11 protein-coding genes and 4 pseudogenes are annotated in these 18,397 nt (G+C 54.4%); 6 read left to right on the forward strand and 9 right to left on the reverse strand.

Translation table 11 applies throughout. From position 1 onward, the window contains the following. Nucleotides 1–530: 530 nt before the first annotated feature. Genes F8197_RS28455 through mobF form a run of 3 tightly spaced genes read left to right on the forward strand, consistent with a single transcriptional unit; the run spans nucleotide 531 to nucleotide 5,494 of the window. The gene (locus F8197_RS28455; RefSeq protein WP_193333285.1) at nucleotides 531–881 is read left to right on the forward strand and encodes a hypothetical protein; all 351 of its coding nucleotides are present in this window, start codon (nucleotides 531–533) and stop codon (nucleotides 879–881) included. Then, complete coding sequence (locus tag F8197_RS00140; protein ID WP_193333286.1) at nucleotides 871–2,619, forward strand: type IV secretion system DNA-binding domain-containing protein; 1,749 nt, start codon at nucleotides 871–873, stop codon at nucleotides 2,617–2,619. Before F8197_RS28455 ends, F8197_RS00140 begins: the two co-directional genes overlap by 11 nt. Further along, a complete protein-coding gene (mobF, locus tag F8197_RS00145; RefSeq protein ID WP_193333287.1) occupies nucleotides 2,612–5,494 on the forward strand; it encodes a MobF family relaxase in 2,883 nt (960 codons plus the stop codon). The genes F8197_RS00140 and mobF overlap by 8 nt, the downstream gene beginning before the upstream one ends. Nucleotides 5,495–6,430: 936 nt before the next feature. Here the strand turns inward: mobF and F8197_RS00150 are convergent. Continuing rightward, on the reverse strand, nucleotides 6,431–7,144 hold the full coding sequence (locus F8197_RS00150) for a hypothetical protein (RefSeq protein WP_152878967.1): 714 nt from the start codon (nucleotides 7,142–7,144) through the stop codon (nucleotides 6,431–6,433). A 423-nt stretch (nucleotides 7,145–7,567) separates the two neighbouring features. On the opposite strand from F8197_RS00150, the pseudogene F8197_RS00155 reads away from it, so the two are divergent. Further along, nucleotides 7,568–7,824: pseudogene (locus F8197_RS00155) on the forward strand (IS5/IS1182 family transposase); the annotation flags it as partial. Between the two features lie 135 nt (nucleotides 7,825–7,959). Here F8197_RS00155 and F8197_RS00160 read toward each other — a convergent pair. The 8 genes and pseudogenes from F8197_RS00160 to F8197_RS00195 form a co-directional block, all read right to left on the reverse strand. Next, complete coding sequence (locus tag F8197_RS00160) at nucleotides 7,960–8,463, reverse strand: hypothetical protein (protein WP_152878970.1); 504 nt, start codon at nucleotides 8,461–8,463, stop codon at nucleotides 7,960–7,962. Then, nucleotides 8,460–9,982, reverse strand: a pseudogene (locus F8197_RS00165) (IS66 family transposase). Before F8197_RS00165 ends, F8197_RS00160 begins: the two are co-directional and overlap by 4 nt. Nucleotides 9,983–10,168: 186 nt before the next feature. Further along, nucleotides 10,169–10,522, reverse strand: coding sequence for an IS66 family insertion sequence element accessory protein TnpB (tnpB, locus tag F8197_RS00170; protein ID WP_152878972.1), 354 nt, complete (start codon nucleotides 10,520–10,522; stop codon nucleotides 10,169–10,171). Continuing rightward, on the reverse strand, nucleotides 10,522–10,833 hold the full coding sequence (locus tag F8197_RS00175) for a hypothetical protein (protein WP_152878974.1): 312 nt from the start codon (nucleotides 10,831–10,833) through the stop codon (nucleotides 10,522–10,524). The genes tnpB and F8197_RS00175 overlap by 1 nt, the downstream gene beginning before the upstream one ends. Nucleotides 10,834–11,705: 872 nt before the next feature. Further along, nucleotides 11,706–13,325 (reverse strand): UvrD-helicase domain-containing protein, encoded by a 1,620-nt coding sequence (locus F8197_RS00180; RefSeq protein WP_152878977.1) that lies wholly within the window; start codon nucleotides 13,323–13,325, stop codon nucleotides 11,706–11,708. Further along, complete coding sequence (locus F8197_RS00185; RefSeq protein WP_152878979.1) at nucleotides 13,322–15,046, reverse strand: ATP-dependent endonuclease; 1,725 nt, start codon at nucleotides 15,044–15,046, stop codon at nucleotides 13,322–13,324. The genes F8197_RS00180 and F8197_RS00185 overlap by 4 nt, the downstream gene beginning before the upstream one ends. A gap of 306 nt (nucleotides 15,047–15,352) precedes the next feature. Further along, a pseudogene (locus tag F8197_RS00190) lies at nucleotides 15,353–15,584 on the reverse strand (transposase domain-containing protein); the annotation flags it as partial. Between the two features lie 33 nt (nucleotides 15,585–15,617). Then, on the reverse strand, nucleotides 15,618–15,863 hold the full coding sequence (locus F8197_RS00195) for a helix-turn-helix domain-containing protein (RefSeq protein ID WP_152878981.1): 246 nt from the start codon (nucleotides 15,861–15,863) through the stop codon (nucleotides 15,618–15,620). Nucleotides 15,864–16,239: 376 nt separating this feature from the next. Here F8197_RS00195 and F8197_RS00200 point away from each other — a divergent pair. Both F8197_RS00200 and F8197_RS00205 read left to right on the forward strand, forming a co-directional pair. Then, nucleotides 16,240–16,421: pseudogene (locus tag F8197_RS00200) on the forward strand (IS3 family transposase); the annotation flags it as partial. Nucleotides 16,422–16,507: 86 nt separating this feature from the next. Further along, nucleotides 16,508–17,923: a hypothetical protein gene (locus tag F8197_RS00205; protein WP_152878983.1), complete on the forward strand. Its 1,416-nt coding sequence runs from the start codon at nucleotides 16,508–16,510 to the stop codon at nucleotides 17,921–17,923. Nucleotides 17,924–18,397: the final 474 nt, after the last annotated feature.

The following is an 18,397-nucleotide window of genomic DNA, read 5'->3' on the forward strand; positions in this document are numbered from 1 at the left end:
TGTGTCGGCGGGGGCGGGGATGGGCCATGTTTGATCCTGCTCCAAGCACCTGCGGATGGCGCCGCCCATGCTCTCAAAACAAGCTCAGCACCGTGCTTGTTGCAGGAGAAAAATGCGTGGTGGTGCAGCCGGTTTGAAACCGTTGGCGTGGTCCGTGTCTGGCGCTGTTTTGGTGCGGCGTAGCTCGTTCGTAGCTCATCCGTAGCTTGTTCGTAGCTCATCCGTAGCTCATCCGTAGCTCACGCGTAGCTCGTCCGTAGCTCATGTGAATGCCGCGCGCGCCAGTGGCTGTTTCCTGGGGGCAGAAAATCCCGCTGATGGGCTCGCTTAGGCAGGGGGGGGGAAAGTGGCGGACTGAGCCTCACGGGGAGGCCCCGTGGCCCCCCGGCGAAGGTTCACACATCACGCAACCTCCGGTTGCCGCTGCAAGCCGCGCTGCGCCTGGCTTGCAGCGTATTCGTGTCGCTGCGCTCTGTATGACGTGCTTCGGTGCGAGCATCCGCAAACCGTTGATTCGAAAGGAGAATCAGATGAAAAAAGACCCGAAAATGCTCACCCTTAGACTGGACCCGGATCTGCGGCACTGGATCACCGCTCAAAAGGGCTTGCGCAACAAGACCGAAACCTATATCGCGACCGAACTGATGATCCAGGGACTGCGAGCGCAGACAGTAGATGAGCTGGTCGACAGCATCCGTGCTGCCGCCGGTGCCGGCATGCAGCGCGAGATATTGCGCCAGACGCTGGCGATGCGCTACATCGTCGAGGCGCAGGCGCGCGGCGGGATCCGTCATCCGGAAACGCTGGGCACCGACGCGCAAGCCTGGGCCAGCCGCGAACTGGAAGCGATGTTTCCGGCAGGAGGACATCATGACCATTAGCCGCAACGACAAGCGCCACCAGTTCACCCGCGGCGCCGAGGTCATGCGCCATGAATACGGGCTGTATTTTAGTGCGCTTTTCTTCAGCTTCATGATCGCCTTGCTCACGGCGCTGGGCACCGGCTTGCTGGTCGCCAATGCGGCCCTGAGCGAGGACGAGGGAAAAATCATCATCGCGCGCACGGTGGCGCAATTCAGCGTGCAGGCCAACAAACCCCGCGACGAAGTCAAGCTGGTGCTGAGCCGCGCAGGCAGTCCCAAGACCTACCTTTTGCCCGCACAAACGCTGCTCGAACTCACCAGCCCCGAGTGGATAAAAATTAAATGGAAACTCAAGCTCTGCGCTTGGGGTGCGCTGGTGACCGGCATCGCGTTGTTTTTCCTGACCAACTGGGTGTGGCGGCAGTTCGGCAAGAAGGTTTCCAAGGATGAGATCGTGCGCGGGGCTGTGTTCGCAGACGAAGCCGACGTCAGGAAAGAGCTCGAAGCCTCAAGCAGGGCCAGTAAGGTCCATATCGCCGGCGTGCCGTTGGAAGCAGGCACCGAGGTGCTGAACATCGGTGTATCTGGCGCCGTCGGTTCGGGCAAGACGGTCAGTATATCGGCGGTGCTGGCCGACATCCGGCACACAGGCAAACGGGCGATCGTGTTCGATTCGACCGGAGAATTCATTCGGCATTTCTACCGTCCAGACGTGGACACAATCCTCAATCCTTTCGATCAGCGCAGTCCGCCCTGGACCGCGTGGAACGAGGCGCGCAAGCCCTACGACTACGCCAACATCGCCGAGTCTTTCATACCCGTCATGAACCGGCGCGAGCCGTTCTGGGAGGAGGGCGGCCAGGCCGTGCTGGAAGATATCCTGTCACGCTTGGCCAAGACCAACCAGGCCACCAACCGGCGCCTGGTGGAAGTGATCAACGTCCTGAGCCTCAAGGAAATCCAGGCGATCGTCAGGCGGCTGCCGGCGGCCGTGTACATGGACCCGGAAGCGGCCAAGACCGCCCTTGGCATCCGCATGAACGTGGTGCGGGCGGCCAAGGCGATGCGTTACCTGGCCGACGGCGACGCTGCTGCGCAGTTCTCGATCCGCCACTGGATCAACCAGGAGCAGGGCGACGGCTGGCTGTTTCTCTCCACCAAGGAGGAGATGTTGTCGACGATGCGCCCGTTGCTCACTGCGTGGTTCGATATCGCCATGCGCTCGATCATGTCATTGCCGGCAAGCCGTTCGCGGCTGATTTTTTCAGTGCTGGACGAGCTCGCCTCACTCAATCGCATCAGTACGTTGAAGGAAGTGGCAACGCGCGGTCGCAAGTACGGCATCTCCCTGTTGCTCGGCTATCAGAACATCGCACAGGTACGCGACATCTACGGCGAGAACGATGCGCAGACCATCATCTCGATGCTGCAGTCACGGCTCACGCTCGCAGTGCCTGACTTCCAGACCGCCAAGTACGTGAGCGAGAACCTGGCCAACCAGGAGTTGATGGAAAAGGACGAGAACATCAGCTTTGGCATCGACTCCACCCGCGATGGCGTCACCATCGCCACCCGGCGCGAACTGCGCGACCTGGTACTGGCGTCCGAAATCCAGGGCTTGCCGACCATGGAAGGGTACCTGCGGCTGGCCGGCCGCAACGACGTCATGAAAGTCAAGATCGACTATGTTGAACGCCCGGCGATTGCGGAAGCGTTCATCGAAAGGGAGGTGGACAGCTATGCTCTCGATGAGTAACGTCACCAGCGTGGCCAGCGCCGCCGCGTACTACGCGGAAGACAATTATTACAGCCAAGAAGAAAACCGCGAGATGTCCGTATGGGCCGGCAAGGGTGCGGAGGCGCTGGGCCTGGTCGGTCCCGTGGATCCCGCAGATTTCGCCAAGATACTGGCAGGCGAGATCGGAGAATTTGGCCTGGGACGCATCGTTGGCAAGGACGCTGACGGCGAGGTGCTGCGCGACCACCGGCCTGGATTCGATGTGACGCTGTCGGCGCCCAAGTCGGTGTCGCTGTTGGCGGAGGTGGCCGGCAACCAGGAGGTCAGGGGCGCGCACGAAGCGGCCGTCACCAAGGTGCTGGAATACATGGAAAGCAGGCTGGCGCAGGCGCGCATGACCGAGGCCGGCGAGACCACGACCGTGCCAACCAATAACTTGATCGTCGGCAAGTTTTACCACACCACCAGCCGTGACCTGGATCCGCAAACGCACACGCACCTGGTGGTGGCCAATGCCACCCAGCTGGACGATGGCCGGTGGCGCTCGATCGCCAACGAGCTCATTTACAAGCACCAGAAACTGCTCGGCGCCATCTACGACAGCGAACTGGCCGCCAACTTGCGCGGACTGGGATACCGGCTCGAATCGACTCAGGACGGCCGCTGGGTGATCGCAGGCATCACGCGCGACCAGATCGATCACTTCAGCCAGCGCAGCCAGGCCATCGCGGAGCGGCTGGAGAAGTTCGGCTTGACGCGTGACACCGCGACCGCTGCCCAACGCGAGGATGCAGCGCTGCGCACACGCGACCCCAAACGCGAAGTCGATCACCATGTGCTGGCAGAGGACTGGAAGGACCGGGCGCAGGCCACCGGCGTTGATTTTAAACGCATTGAAACCGAGCGCGAGCAAGGCGACGCCCCGCTCATCAGCGATGCTCAACGCAGCGACAAGGCGCACGATGCCGTGAGATTCGCGATTGCCCATTTGACGGAGCGCGAGAGCGTGGTGCCCTGGGAGGACGTGATCAAGACTGCCCTCGAACACGCGGTCAAGGATGCTCCCTGGGCCGGGGTGCGCCTCGATGATGTCGAAAAGTCCCTGGCGGGCAGATTGGCCAGCAAGCAAGCGCTATCGACGATTGAAGGCCATATCAGCACACCTGAAGCGCTGGCGCGGGAGCGGGGCATGCTGGCGATGCTGGAGGCCGGGCGAGGCGCCGTCAAACCGATTGCGCAAGCCGAACGGGTGGCGGCAGGCATCGAGCATTTCGAAGAAGCCCGTTCGCAGGCGCTCGGAAACACGTTCCAGCTGACCTTTGGACAGGTCGAGGCGGCCCAAGTGGCGCTGACCTCGGACGACCGATTCCTCGGCTTGCAGGGATATGCGGGCGTCGGCAAGACGACCATGCTGGAACTGGTGCGGGTCGTGGCGGAAGATGCCGGCTACAAGGTACGTGGCATGGCGCCAAGCGCGATGGCGGCGCTGACGTTGCAGAACGAGTCAGGCATCGAAAGCGTCACGACCGCGCGGTTCCTGCTTGATGAAGGGGCTCGGGCCGTCGAGCAAGCTAAGCCTGTCAAGGTGGATTTCTTCGGCGCCATGGACCTGAACGGGACGCAGTGGCGCAAACTTTCTCTCATGCTGCCGGCCAAGGCGCGCACCGGTTACGGCAGCGGAGAACTGTGGATCATGGATGAAGCATCGCTGTCGGGCCAGCGCGAGATGACGCAACTGATGGAAATGGCAAACAAGGCAGGCGCACGGCTGATCCTGGTGGGGGACAGGTTGCAGCTCAATGCAGTGGAAGCAGGAAAACCCTTCGAGTTGTTGCAGAAAGCCGGCATCGGCGGCGCGGTCATGTCGGACATCAATCGCCAGCAGGTTGATGATCTCAAGCATGCGGTAACGGCCGCGGTGAACCGCGACAACCTCAAGGCGTTCGAACTTTTGTGTGAGCGTATTGTCGAAATCGATAGCAAGGGCGAATTGCTGCGGCGCGTGGTCCACGACATCCTCGAGAAGCATCCTGATGATCGCGAGAAGGCACTGATCATCGTGCCGCTCAATATCGATCGCCACAAGATCAACGCGATGGTACGCGAGGGGCTGCAGGACCGTGGCGAGATCGCTACGGACGTGGCCGAGCGGACGGTGCTGGTGTCGGCTGGCTACACGGATGCCCAGAAGGGTTCGACGCCGTATTACGAACCGGCGATGCAGGTGCGCTTCGGACGTGCCTACCGCAGCCTTGGCGTCGCTGGTGGCGAATACGGAACGGTGACGCGGATCGACGTGCCGGGTCATGTAGTGCACCTCAACATGGAAGACGGAAGGAAGGTTGCGTGGAGTCCTGAAAAGCACGCGAAAGTCGAAGCGTACAAGGTGGAGAGCCGGCAGTTGGCGGTCGGCGATGAACTGCGGTTCACCCGCAACAACAAGAAGCTTGGCGTGAACAACGGCACGCCCATGAAGGTGGCGGCGATATCGGACGACGGCATGGTCGTGGAGACGGCGAAGGGGGCGATGACGCTGAGCCCTGGCCAGTTGTCGCATGCGCACTGGGATTACGCGTACGCGATGACGGTGTATGCATCGCAGGGCAGGACGACCAACGACGCGAATTTTATGATCACTGCGGACAGCGGTGCTGCGATGGGCGAACGCTCGTTCTACGTGGGAATCACCCGGCCGAAGCTGGACATGACGATATACACGAACGACCGGGGCAAGGCTGAAGAACTCATTTTGCAGGCGCAGAACAAAACCAGTGCGGTTGAAGCCTTCAGCGTGAAAGATCTTCTGGGCGGAGCCAGGCCGGATGAGGATGGTAAAGGAACGGGCGGAAGGGGGCAGGCCGGTGGCGATCGCAGCGCGGGTGCGGAACGGTGAGCCCAAGGCTGCTGCGTAGCTGTGAGGGAAAAGGTCTATCGCGACGTAGGTGCTCGGTCCCGGTCGCGACTGGCAGAGTACCAGATTGGTTAGAGATGGATCAAATAATGGAATCGCGCGACGTGCTAGTTTCTTCTGTGGTCCGAGTGGGTGCAGAGTGTACTTTGCACTTGCACATTTGGCCGTCGGGGGCAACGGTAGTTCGTTGCCATTCACTGCTGTGAACAGTTCCGTTGGACAGCTTGTCCAGGGCCACTTAACGTAGCAAGTCGAGGTGAGTATGAGGTGCTTAGTCCTGTGGGGTGCGCTTGTCTTGTTGGCCTGCCTGGGTAGTACGGCGGTCCGTGCTGAGACGGCTGATAGTCCGGTTGCTGATGGACGTGAGCGCGTCTGCGCCATGGGAATGGCGGTTCAGAATGAACAGGGTTTCGCGGCGGCGCTTGCCCGGTGCAAACGCGGCGATATTTTAGACATAGGATGGGCAAAAATTACCGCCGCCATGCAGGTATGCGATTTCACAAAGTCAATCGTGTACCACCCGCAAACAGGGGCGATCGTTGCATGCGTATATATCGGCAGCAGAAGGTCAATAAGCAACTAATTCACAGGAGGTTCTATGACGATCAAGCTATCCAGGGATCAGGCAGAAGCTGTGGCACTCGCCATTCTCTCCCAAGAGCCGCGATTTGCTGACACTTGGCTTGGGCGTGCATCCAGGATATTGCGAAATCGTCGGATGAGTGACCTGCAATTTGATGATGAAGTTGCAATTGGAAAAATGCCAGAGCCAAGTATAGATTCCCCTGGTTCCCCGTATTGGGGCGTGTTTCACAGAAAGTAATTTTTCAACTTCTGCGCTGACCGTTTCTGTGACCAGCGTCTCCCCGTCTCACATCTGCCTAATAACGAGATGGCGTTAGGTTCTACCCGTTATATTTAAGAACGGGAACTTACTGGAAACGGCCATACTGCTGCTTTGGGTGCTTCTTCTGCCTCAAAAAAATCCTCAACCTTGTTCCTCCACCCATTATTTGCACCGGATTTCGAACCAGTTGGCACATCTGATCCCTGTAGAGCTTGAACATTTGCCAAGCTCAACAAAATATCCTCATTACGCCCTTCCACAAAGTCGGAAATTTTCGACCATGGGCTCTCGGTCGCACCGATGATCATCCCTCCCACGTGGTCCAAAATGTGCAATCGGAACTTAACCGTTTCACGCTCGACAACCTCAACCGCGCGAGGGCTGTTCGCCATGATGCGAAGCGCCTCAATGCGAACCGACTCTGCAATCATCCATGGACCGAACCATGCGTGTTTTCCCTCATTCATCCTCAAGCGCGAATACTCAATCTGCTCAGAGATAGACGCCACCGCCGTACCTAGCATTGCGTCGTTGCCAAACTCAAGAGCGAGTTTGACCACTTTCGCCTGGGACGACAACCGTTCAAGTTGCTGCTTCTCGAGTTGGTAGCTCAGTTCTCCAGCGAACCCTTTTGCTAAAGAGTCAATTTTCTTGGAAACATCGTCGATAATGGACACCAATTGCAACTGATCGGAGTCACCTCCACTACTAGGCGTACGCACGGCCAAGAACACCTTGGTGGCGAGGTTCACTGCTTTTTCGATGAGGCTGAAGGTTAAAGGCATTATATTTCTCGTTAAATTTAGGATTTCACTGGATATGGGCGCCACGAAGCTGAGCAGTGAGCGTACGGAAGCCCGACGCACCCATCACCCTCTAGTATTGCATATTTGAATGGGACATTTGTGTTGCATTTTGTGAATCCGCACAAAGAAACAGGTGAGCTATCGGCTACCATTTCACGAGCAGAAGGTCTACGGCCAGTTGCTGTCGCCGGGTTACTTGGCCAGCGGCGCTATGCCTGATATCCGGTGGCCTATGTTCTGTATAAGATGCAAGACCTTATCCAGCAATAGCAATATTAAGTAGTCGGGCCTGAACAAATCCTTACCGATTGATTCTACTGCCGAAAGATCGAAAAACAGTAGCTGGGATTTGCAAGCTTTCGCTAAAATGGAGTCAATTCCTTGCAAATTTCAGAGGCCTGAATGGGACCGAAGCCAGCTGGGTCACAAAGCGCAGACATGTTCCGACAACGGCTGGACGAATTGGCCAACCTGAATTATCCTCTGGCACAGTGGCCACCAATATCGAATGGAGCGTCTTTGAGCGCGAATGGGCCGAAAATTTTTCTTCTTCGCGCGGCCGTCCTGCCACTTCCACCCGGCTCATCGCCGGCCTGCTGTACCTGCAGTACAAGTTTGCGTTGTCCGACCAGGACGTAGTATGGGGCTGGGTTGAAAGTAAGCGGCATATTTACCCCACCTTCCATTTCTGAACACAGGTAAACAAACTGTCGGCTCCAATAACAGAAGGAGTCGCAACAATGCAAAGAGAATCGTAAGCGATCCATAAACCGCAGGAGGTGATGTCGTAGCGCTTACTTTTCCATCAACTGCAACGGAACATACGCAATGCAGTTGACCAGATTCATGGTGGCCATAAGGACGAAGCGATCACTGTCTTCGGATACGACATGGGACAGCCACTGGGACGTTTCATTTGACACGTAAGCGAGCAACTCGGGCTCGGGGTGGCTTACGATGTATTGCTGTTGAGCCTGCTTTACCAGCGCCGGTTTCATCCCTTCGCTGAATTTGAGCGTTGCTGCGTAACGGTCCGCCTGCCGTTCCAGTTCGCCCTCGGAAATACAGGGCCATGGCAGGCCGGATTGCTTCATGGCTTGAAAACAAATGAATAGCAGATTCAGCGGCAACTCCATCTTCTCGGGCGATACGCCCAATCGAGGCAGGACGAGGCAGGAACCGAGCAACGTCGGCTGTGTGCGGAACAGTTCGTCAACTAGCGCTTCCTTCTGCTGTGAGTTCATGGTCTGGACAGCCTTGATGGCCTTAACGAGGGTGTCGATGGAGATGCGGCTCATGCTGGTCCTGATAGGGAGGCCGGCGCGGTGCCGGCTTGGGTCATGTTGATATTCCATGGCAATAGCGCCTCGGTCTGTTCGACGGTGGAAGCGGCCGGCAGGTCGCGCAGCACCCGGCACAGCCATTGGTAGGGCTCGACCCCGTTGGCTTTGGCCGTCTGCACCAGCGAGTAGATCACGGCGCTGGCGTGGGCGCCGGCGGGCGTGTCGGCGAACAACCAGCCTTTGCGCCCGATAACGAACGGACGGATCGCATTCTCGCAGCGGTTGTTGTCGATCGGCAGATCGCCGCGCTCGGTGTAGCGCTCCAGCTTGGTCCAATACTTGTGCAGGTAGTTCAACGCCTCGCCCAGCTTGTTTTTGCCGGGAACGGTGGGCAGGGTCGCGTCCAGCCATGCCCGCAGCTCGGCCAGCAGCGGCACGCTGTGTCGCTGGCGTGCTTGCCAGCGCTGCGCGTCGTCGCCGTCGCGCCAGCTTCGCTCGACGCCATACAGCCTGCCGATTAGTTCTATGGCCTCGTCCGCCTTGCCGCGCTTGCCCTTGGGCTGCACCCGTGCCGCTTCCACGAAACGGCGCCGCACGTGTGCCCAGCAGACGAGATGTTCGACATGGGGGCCACGCGCCACCGCGCTGTAGCCATCGTAACCATCGGTCATCAAATAGCCACGAAAGCCTTCCAGCAGGCGTGACGGCACCTCCGAACTGCGGCTCGGATCGTAGTCGTACAAAACCACCGGTCGCTCCGGAGGACCGCCCGTCTGCACCCACATATAGCTGTTGCTCGTTGGCGCCTTGCCCGGTTCCTTGAGCACCTGCACCACGGTCTCGTCCATGTGGATCAGGGCGCCGTCGAGCAGTATGTCGCGCAACAGGTTGTGCAGCGGCTGCAGTACGGCGGCGCCGATCACCCAGCGCGCCAGCGTCTGACGCGGCACCAGCGCGCCATGACGCGCCAGGACATGCTCGAAGCGCGTCAGCGACAGCCCGTCGAGAAATTTCGCCACCAGCAACATGGCCAGGAAATTGACGCTGGCATTGCTCTTTGGCAGAGGTTGTGCCGGCAGCGGCGCCAGCACGGGCGCATGCGTGCCGCCGGGACAACCGTAGCGCTTGCGCACATGGCGCAGCACGCGCACTTGTATCGGCACGATATCGAGTTGTTCGCTCACGTCCTCGCCGATCACCACCATCGCCGTGCCGCACGGACATGTACGCTCGGACTCGGACACCTCATGCACCACGTCCACGCGCGGGAGGGTGTCTTGTCGCCAGCGTCGGCCGGTGCTTGCGGCGCCGTGTCCTGCGCCGTGCCGCCACCTTGCGCCAGCGTCTCGGCCTCGTCGAACAAACCGTGCTGCAGCGCCGCCATTTGCTCCGAGCTGGCGCCATACAGCCGATGGCGCGCCAGCTTGGCTTGCTCGACCATGCGGACCACATACTCGTTGACCGCCTGGGCCGCGGCACGTCGCACAGCTTGTTCCAACGCGTGCTGCGCTGCCTGCGTGGCGTGGGAAAACATGGTGTCGACCGAGTCGAGGAACGCCTTGTGCTGTGCCCGCAACAAGGCCGCCAGAGCGCACGCGTCGCCCGGCAGCGTATCCGGCAACTCGAACGCGCTCACATCGGGCTTGGGCAGCTCGATTGGCGGCAGCGTGATGGCGGCAATGTCGGCGACAGTAGGCATGCCACATGTTAACAGCCCTCATCAAGAAACAGAAGAGAACGTCAATGTTTTATGCGGGGCATGGCGCCACAGGTCGAACCCCTCGAGCAGCCACTCCAGTTGTTGCGCGCTGATTATCTCCATGCCCGTGTGCTTCTCCGGCCAGGCGAACCGTTCCGCCTCCAACCGCTTCAGCCACAGGCAGAAACCGTTGCGATGCCAGTAGAGCACCTTGATCTTGGTGCGCTGCCGGTTGACGAACACGTATAACGCCTGGGCAAACGGATCGAGGCCCAGTGCCTGCTCCACCAGCACCGACAGGCCATTGATCGACTTGCGGAAATCGATCGGTACGCGGCACAGGTGCACCTGTGCGATGTGATAGCCCGGGTGCATCAGCGCGCCCCCCGGGCGGCCATCGCCAGCGCCGCCAGCCATTCGGGGGCGGGCAACGCGCCTATTTCTAGGCGCACGGTGCCGATCATCAGCACGCAGCCGTCAGATGGTGCCTCTCCCATTGCGGGCGCAACATGCAATGTGACGAACTTACCCCGGCGGGCCGTCGCCGCCATCGATTTAAACTTGGCTCGCCAGTAATACAGCGCACTGACCGACAAGTCATGCGCCCGAGCGTACTCGCTGATTATCCATCCGTCACGCTCGATCACCGTCACGTGCTCGCGCCAAAAATCCATGGCGTCTGCCATATCCACTCCGGCGCATATGTGGCATAAAACCACAACTATTTGCGCGTAAGTGAGTCAGGCGGTCTTCGTCTGATTAGTAGCTGTACTAATTTTTGCAGCACTATTCGCTGCATTGACGACCACTAAGCTGCTAGCACTGGCGCTGCCAGTGTTGCTCGTGAGGCTATCAAGTGCGTTGGTTCTTTGTTTTCCTTGCCGGAGCAAGTCGTAGGTTTAATGTGCGGTCCCGGGACTTGTCGTTCCGATATGAACTTTGATGGCGGCCCTCTTGACTATGCTAAATGAAACAAATTCCACCGTCGGAGGCGCCTGCCTAACTGCTACGCCCCTTAGCGAACGTTTACGGGCTTTCGCTTCCGACCGACTACCGCCCGTCAGATAACGTTTCTGAAGGACCAACATTCGCATCAATATGCAAGTGTTGGGCTGCTGACGGAGCGCTTAGAGGGGATTGGCAGCGGCATTCTGTTTATTTCATGACTCGAGAAAAGAGCGTCCGGTTAATACCTGTAAGCCCTATTAAGGCCCTGCAAGCCAGGCCCCCCTTGCCGCGTCGCCACCCCTCCTGACCGCCTGATCCCGCCATAACGGCTCGTCAAGGGACGGCAATCCCGCTCGCGGGACATAGCCTCCCCCGTCAACAATCGAGGGGGAGCATGGAGGGGGAACGTCTTGAAACTAAACAAACGAACCACTGTCGCCACGCCGCTGGCCGGCGACGCCGTCCAGCGCCAGATAGCGCACCTGACCGGCATTGATCGCAAAACTATTCGACGTGTCGCGCTAACCTTGATCCGTCCGGAAGGGGCACGCACGCGTGTGCCCAACTTCGCCGCCAGGCAATAGCTTGCGACATTCATTACCGTGAGGAACTAACGAAAAAGACCATCTAAACCGAGCCTCTCAAAGAATTGCGAAGGCCGAGCATTTTTCAGTTGATTGTTAAAGTTAAATCGCTGAGTAGATGTGAGCAAAATACAAGCAGCTTGCGCCCTCGTTATTCCCACATAATGAAGGTTTAGGCATTCCTGCTCATTCTCGAAAACCGCATCGAAGTTTCCTTGGATAAATTCACGACGTGGAAGAATCCAATCATATAAATCGAGGTGGAAGACAACCTTGAATTCGAGGCCCTTGGCTTTGTGCAAAGTTAAGATCTGAACTTCATCGTCAGAAATCGGATCGAAAATCTCCATTTGGTTTGGTTGCTCAAGAACCTTAGTCAACTCGTCAATGGAGGATGGGGGCACTACTTCGCCAAGCGCTTCTGCAGCCAGAATGGAAGTGTTGACTAGATCAGGAGCGGCACAATTTCTGCAAGCAATAATGACTTTTCGAAGACTAGACAGCTCAGAGCGTTTCATATTTCTCACACAAAACTCGTCAATGATCGCCTGCGCAGTAAGACGCGAATCCATTCGGAAAGCGAGCAGAGCACAGAAGATTGTTGAACACTGTGAAGTTGAGCGAGTTAGGTCATTGTCTGTAAAAAATCTAGAAGGGGTGATCAAATTACGTTTGACGATCGCTCCCGTACCAGAGTTTCGAACTAGAATTCCGATCTCGCGATTGTGGCGAACGCCAAAATTTTTTTTCACCTGATCAAGGACAGAGTTTATCCATAATGTGACTTCGACTTGAGTTCCGGTAATCTCCCGACGGAAAACCAGCACACTAGGCGCGGCTTGCAGATTGCAATTTTCATCCAAAAGCCTATTCGCGTAGTTTACAATCGAAGGATGACATCGATGATTAATCGTTAATTCCAAGTGATTGAATCCACTGTTCGGCAAGCAAAGAGAACGCAAGTACATAGGATTTCTATTGGAAAATGCAAATATCGACTGGTTAACATCCCCGACAGCAACAGAAACAATTTCTAGGTCTTTGAAGCAGCAGAAAAGTTTGTGCTGAGGCTCCCCTGAGTCCTGATATTCGTCAATGAAAATAGCAGAATACCGCGACCGCAGATATCGCTTGCATGCTTTCGAATTTTGCAAGACATAGACTGCTAAAATGCCAACAGTCTCCATTAAAATTATTCCATTTTCATAAAGCACCGCTAACCTCTCAATAAGTAAATGCGTTTGAGCTGTGGTTAACGAATCAATCGAAACATCGTTAAATAGAGCCTTATTTTCATCATCCAACGAATTAAAATATTTAATCTCAACTTTATCAGGATTATTTTCACAAAGGTGGCGAAAAAAAGGAACTACAATTTCAGTAATAGAAAACGAATCAATGGTGCCGAAGAATGATTTTTTTGTTAAAACTCCATCAAATTCACATCGTCTTTTTAATTCAGCGCTCGCTTTCCTAGTGTACGATATAGCGATGATCCCGCGATACGAAGGGATATTCGGCAAAATCTGCCGAACCTTTTCAGAAATAACTGCAGTCTTTCCACTTCCTGGGCATGCAGTGATGACCATGTGAGAATGGAAATCAAGCACTGCCTGCTGTTCAGGTGTCGGGGCAAATCCGCTCATAACACTACCGAAATCGCTTTCGCGACGCAATAATGCAGAGGACGGGCAAGCTCGCCTGCAGCCGTCGTCTCAAGCGCGGCAGCATAGTTAACCAAAAATTCTCTCATTCGTACGGCTTTTTGATCTTGAAGGTAATTTATCGAGCTTTGCAAGTCTGGTCCTTTGAAGGCAATCATTTCTGCTGGCAACTCAACTGCAAGATCCGTTTCAAGATCAAACTTTGATAGAAAGAGTCCATGTGGATTTACAAGATCCGAAACTGCCTTCCAGGTTCCATCTGCAATACTTTGATTTTGCTCATATGGAATTGGCCTGTGGGCAATTTTATCCTGTTTTGATAGATGTAAACAGCGATTGAAGCCCGCCAATTGACGAAGTACGATCGGCGCGTCCTTCGGTCCGGTCGATATATTCGAAATGTCGTTATCAGTACGCATTGCCCATGGAATTTCCATTGCATTCAATATAGTCGTGTAAACCTCAAACTGGACTCCATCGACTGATAATATTGAAATATTATAAAAATCTAAATCAATCTTTAATTTCTTGGCTAACGTCTTATAGAGCAACAATTCAGATGGTCCCTCGACTAAGAACACCACCGACGAGAAAAACGCTTCAGCTGGAAGGATGCTGATTCGGTACCCCATATCGTCCCACGCAGTACTGATGCAATCAGAGCATCCCTGACTTGCAGCTAAAGTAACACCTTTTCGTGCGAAAAGCCTAACAATAGAATTGGGAGAAAAATTCGATGCAATCTGAGGAGAGTGCGTGGTTACGATAGACTGTCCGGGAAGGTTTTCGCTTAAATAAGAGGCGAGCTTTCGCTGCTGATGCGGATGTAAATGAGCTTCTGGCTCTTCTACACAGTAAATTACTACCTCATTAGCCGGATCGTGCTCTCGTGCGCTTTTTGCCTTCCAAAGAGCCAAAAGAATCTGATTATTCCTACCATCGCCGCCCAGCATCATCCTCGCGCCATTCGTACTAGCAGCCAACTCGAGCTTTTCAACAAACTGTTCAATCTCGATTGCTCCAGTATCCAACTGTACAGTATATGGCGAATTATGATAGGCCATCGCCTTTAATTCTGAGTTGACGTCATTGGTCGCCGCCGTGACGTAATTTAACTTTCTGATACGCTTGTTAATTCTTAATAATGATGCGCTTACCCTGGATAAAATTAGCTTGTCACTTTCCTCTTCTGGTGGAGTCCGTTTCTCTTGAGAGAGGCGAAGCAAATGCTTTTTCTCAACCTGAACAAATTTCGTCAGGTCGCGCTGGGAGTTTACATATTTCAAATTCAGATGCTTTAGATAGAATCGAGAGGCCACTTCCTCCATGCTCTTAAGGTCGCGGCCGATATAGATCTTATGCTCCAAACTTTCTCTCGATGCTGCGTAACGGAAAAAAGTTATCCCCTCGGCGTCAACTCGCCCAGCCAATTGGGAGAGCACTGCGTCTTCTGTGACATCTGTAAACTTGATTGTAATTTCAAGATTTTTTTCAAAAGTCCCATCTTCATTAATATGAAAATCCAATTCGGATGGTTCGATATCTAATTCCGACAATCCTTTATCAAGTAACAATCTCAACGAGTAAATAAAGTTCGTCTTGCCCACGTCGTTGCTGCCGATGATCAATGTTTGACGATTTAACCGTACTACCGTGTCCTTAAAATTTCGGTAGCCTTTGAGGATTACTGAATCAATATGCATGGTTTTGTCCTTCGATCTTGGGCAAGTGGGTTTGAATTCTCTGGCACCGCAATTCGCGCTACAGATTTCATCAGAGCAATAAAAATTATTTGTGGGTCTTCGCCAACATTGCCTAGGCTAAACATGTACGCTAACACAAAACTCTTCCCAGGAAGAAAATTGCCGCTATTCTTGGCAGAGGCACGATCATTAGGAGGCGTAAGCGTCCGCTCAGCGCCGTATTGAGTGCAGGGGCGTTTTGATCGATGATGGTGTCACACCGCTGGAAAGCTGCTTGATCTCAAGGGCTGTTGGCACCTTGCAGTTCTAGGGCAAGAAGTCATTAACCCGTTTGATGGGATGATCGGCGATATGCGTTAGCACGTGACACCATTAGGCTTCGGGGGCGACACCGTTCAGCTTGGCTGTGCCGGTCAGTGAGTAGATCGCGGCGGCCTATGGCCACGCCACGCAAGGCGCGTTCGGCCGCAGAGTTATCGATCTCGATGGCACCGTGGTTGCGATAGCGCTGCAGCGCCGCCCACAGCTTGAGTGCGTATGGGCTATTCAACTTTGCGGGGATAGCCAAGTTCTAGAATCCGGCTCGCACAAGCAAGTCGGAAGGCTTACAACGAAGAGCCGCTGAAATCCGTAGTAAATTCCCAACGCTAAGGTTTCGTTCGCCGCGCTCAATTTTTCCCATATCGCTGCTGTCGATTGAAGCAAGATGGGCTAATTCCTCTTGGGACAACTCAAGTTCCCGTCGTAGCGAGCGGATTTCTCCCCGAATCGCGCCAAGGCAATCTTCAAGTTGATAGACAAGTGGGCCGGAAGTCATGCGACTATAGTCGAATCTTGAGGCAAATTAGGCCACGGCATCCGCGACCCATTCTGGATCAACTTGTCTTCTTGATCAGCTAACTCCTTTCTTATCCTGTTACATTGAAGGAATTTATGGCGAATTTGAAGCGTGCCATGGGTACGCTATCCAATGGAGATTTTGCGGCTGCTGTAGGCCTCCATACTCGAATGGAGGCTGAACATATATCAGTGGCCCGGGCCTTCCTTGTCCGACCAGGGCGCCTGCAATTGCTTATTGCCGAAGATTCCGGCATTAGCAAGAAATTAGTGCATCGGCACTGCAAAAAGCTATATGAGACACACTGCAATTTGAAAAAAATGAGGTAGATATAGTGGCGTTATGAGGGATGGGCTTCCACAGCTTTAAAACGGACTGGCTGCCGTCAACCGGTTACAATGTCCGCACGAGAGGCACAACGGGACCTCAGCTATTACCTGATGCACCGGTATAACTGGATACGACCCCGTCAGTTCAACCAAGAACCGGCTCCGACGTCGCCGAAGAAAATTTAACGTAGTGTCCGGGATGGGTTGACCAGTACAGTTTGATACTGTGTCTAGGAACGAAACTATCCGCCTCAACAAGACTACGACCTATTCCACTAAACTGGAAGTACACCGATGCCAGATATTTGTATTCTATGCAAAAAACCTGCAAGCACAGGAGAACACCTTTTCCCCGCTGCGATGGGTGGTCGCCGAGAGAACCAGGGTATCTATTGTGCTGAACATAATAGGGGATTCTCCGGACTTGTCAATTTTTTGGTTAAACAAGTCGCCGCGCTTAACGCCCGTTTAGGCGTATTGCACGACCGCGGCCACAAACCTCAGAAGTACTCCTTTACTGATACTGGAACGGGTAGAGAATATACAATTTTTGGCAACCATATTGAACCTAATATGCCAGGGTCGGCTACCACAAAAAATGATGGTGAGGATTCACCGACTTATCATTTCGCGGGGGACTCACAGTTTCAGCAATGGTTGAAACGCGAACGAAAGAAGCCTGGAAAGATCGTTTTTAAAAAGATAGACAAAATCAAATCGTTTTATTTAACGGAGCGGCCAACTCTATCTACCGAATTTGGTGGCACCGAAGGCATGCGAACGATTGCCTATATAGCATTGACGCATTTTGCTCATTATTTTCCCGACGAGTCACGCCAGCCCGGAATGAACGCTTTCAAGGCCTATGTTTTGGGAGGTGAAAACATCCGATTTGCTTGGTGGGACATTCTTCCCGAAACAATAAAGCAGGCCGCTCAGTTTGAGTTTTCGCACTGGATCATCATAGGCGTGTCAGCATCGACGCAAAGAGCGTATGCAAGGATGTCCCTATTCGGCTTGGCGGATTTTTCTGTGAATTTTGGGGCAATCAATGTAAGCGCTGACAAGGAGGTCGCTGTCGAAATAAATCCGACTGCGCTTCATTATCCGCAGCATGTCAATGAACAGGTTTACAATATCGTAAAGACATTTCCTATCTATCCCACTGAACCGGAAGAGACGTATCGTCCGCGAGTATTACAGACTTGCGTTAAGGCGCTATCGAAGCTTCTCGAAAAACTGGAGCGTAAAGAATTAGAGCAATTGCTCGATGAGATATTTCCTGTGCTAGCAGAAAGCGCCGCCATGGCGCGTCCGGATCGAGTCGAGTGTGTTCATAGCATAGTTGGCATCCAATCCCAGCGAGTTTTGATGCTATTGAAGACGGCGGTATCAGGGCTGGCTAAGCAGTTCCAAGAGTCGTACCTAGCGGATGTGGTACGCGATGAGATTGATAGCTTCATACAGCCAGATGCCTCATCGCAAAGCGGTTTGTCGGAAAAAACCGAACACCTGCTGGGTTTGGCACTAGCTCGCTTTGAGGCAGAGTTACTTCACCAGATCGAAACCGGCAGGCTAGATCGTGCGTCTCTCGCGTCCCTCCTAGACGGCGGGCCGGGTGCCGCAGTTGTCGGGCCGGTGGTCATGCCATTTCTTAAAGAGGCAGTGGTGAGATATATGGCTGGGCGAGACGCACTGCGGCAAACCTAACTTAATCTCTGGCGCGCAACAAAAATCTGGCATATTATAGGAAGCTGCTGTTGAATCCGACGATGTTCAGCGGAACACATACAGTACAATGATAAGGCGTTCTGATACGGGGAAAGTTGGCACTCCATGTGAACTGTTGTTTAGCCAGATCGACCAAATATCGAATCCCGAAGATCAAAAGTCCCGAGATCCCACTGGCAGCCTGCGTCAAGAGTCGCCCGAAGTTTGCACGTTTGGCGCCCCCATGACTGAGTAATCGTGATCATGCGGTGTAATCATCGCTATGATTGTTGTCTTTTGGCAGGAGAACACTCTTGTTATTATTCTTGCAGATAGGGATTACTAAACGGAATTCAATAGGTACATGCAAAAAAATAGTGAATTTTAAGATTAAGTAGTTTGATAGTTATGATTGAGTTTAAGGTGCGCTCTGAAAAAAAGATCCAAACGACGTCAGACATGCCCCTACAAATG

It is taken from the genome of Duganella sp. FT27W, assembly GCF_009295655.1.
GTDB lineage: Bacteria > Pseudomonadota > Gammaproteobacteria > Burkholderiales > Burkholderiaceae_D > Rugamonas > Rugamonas zoogloeoides.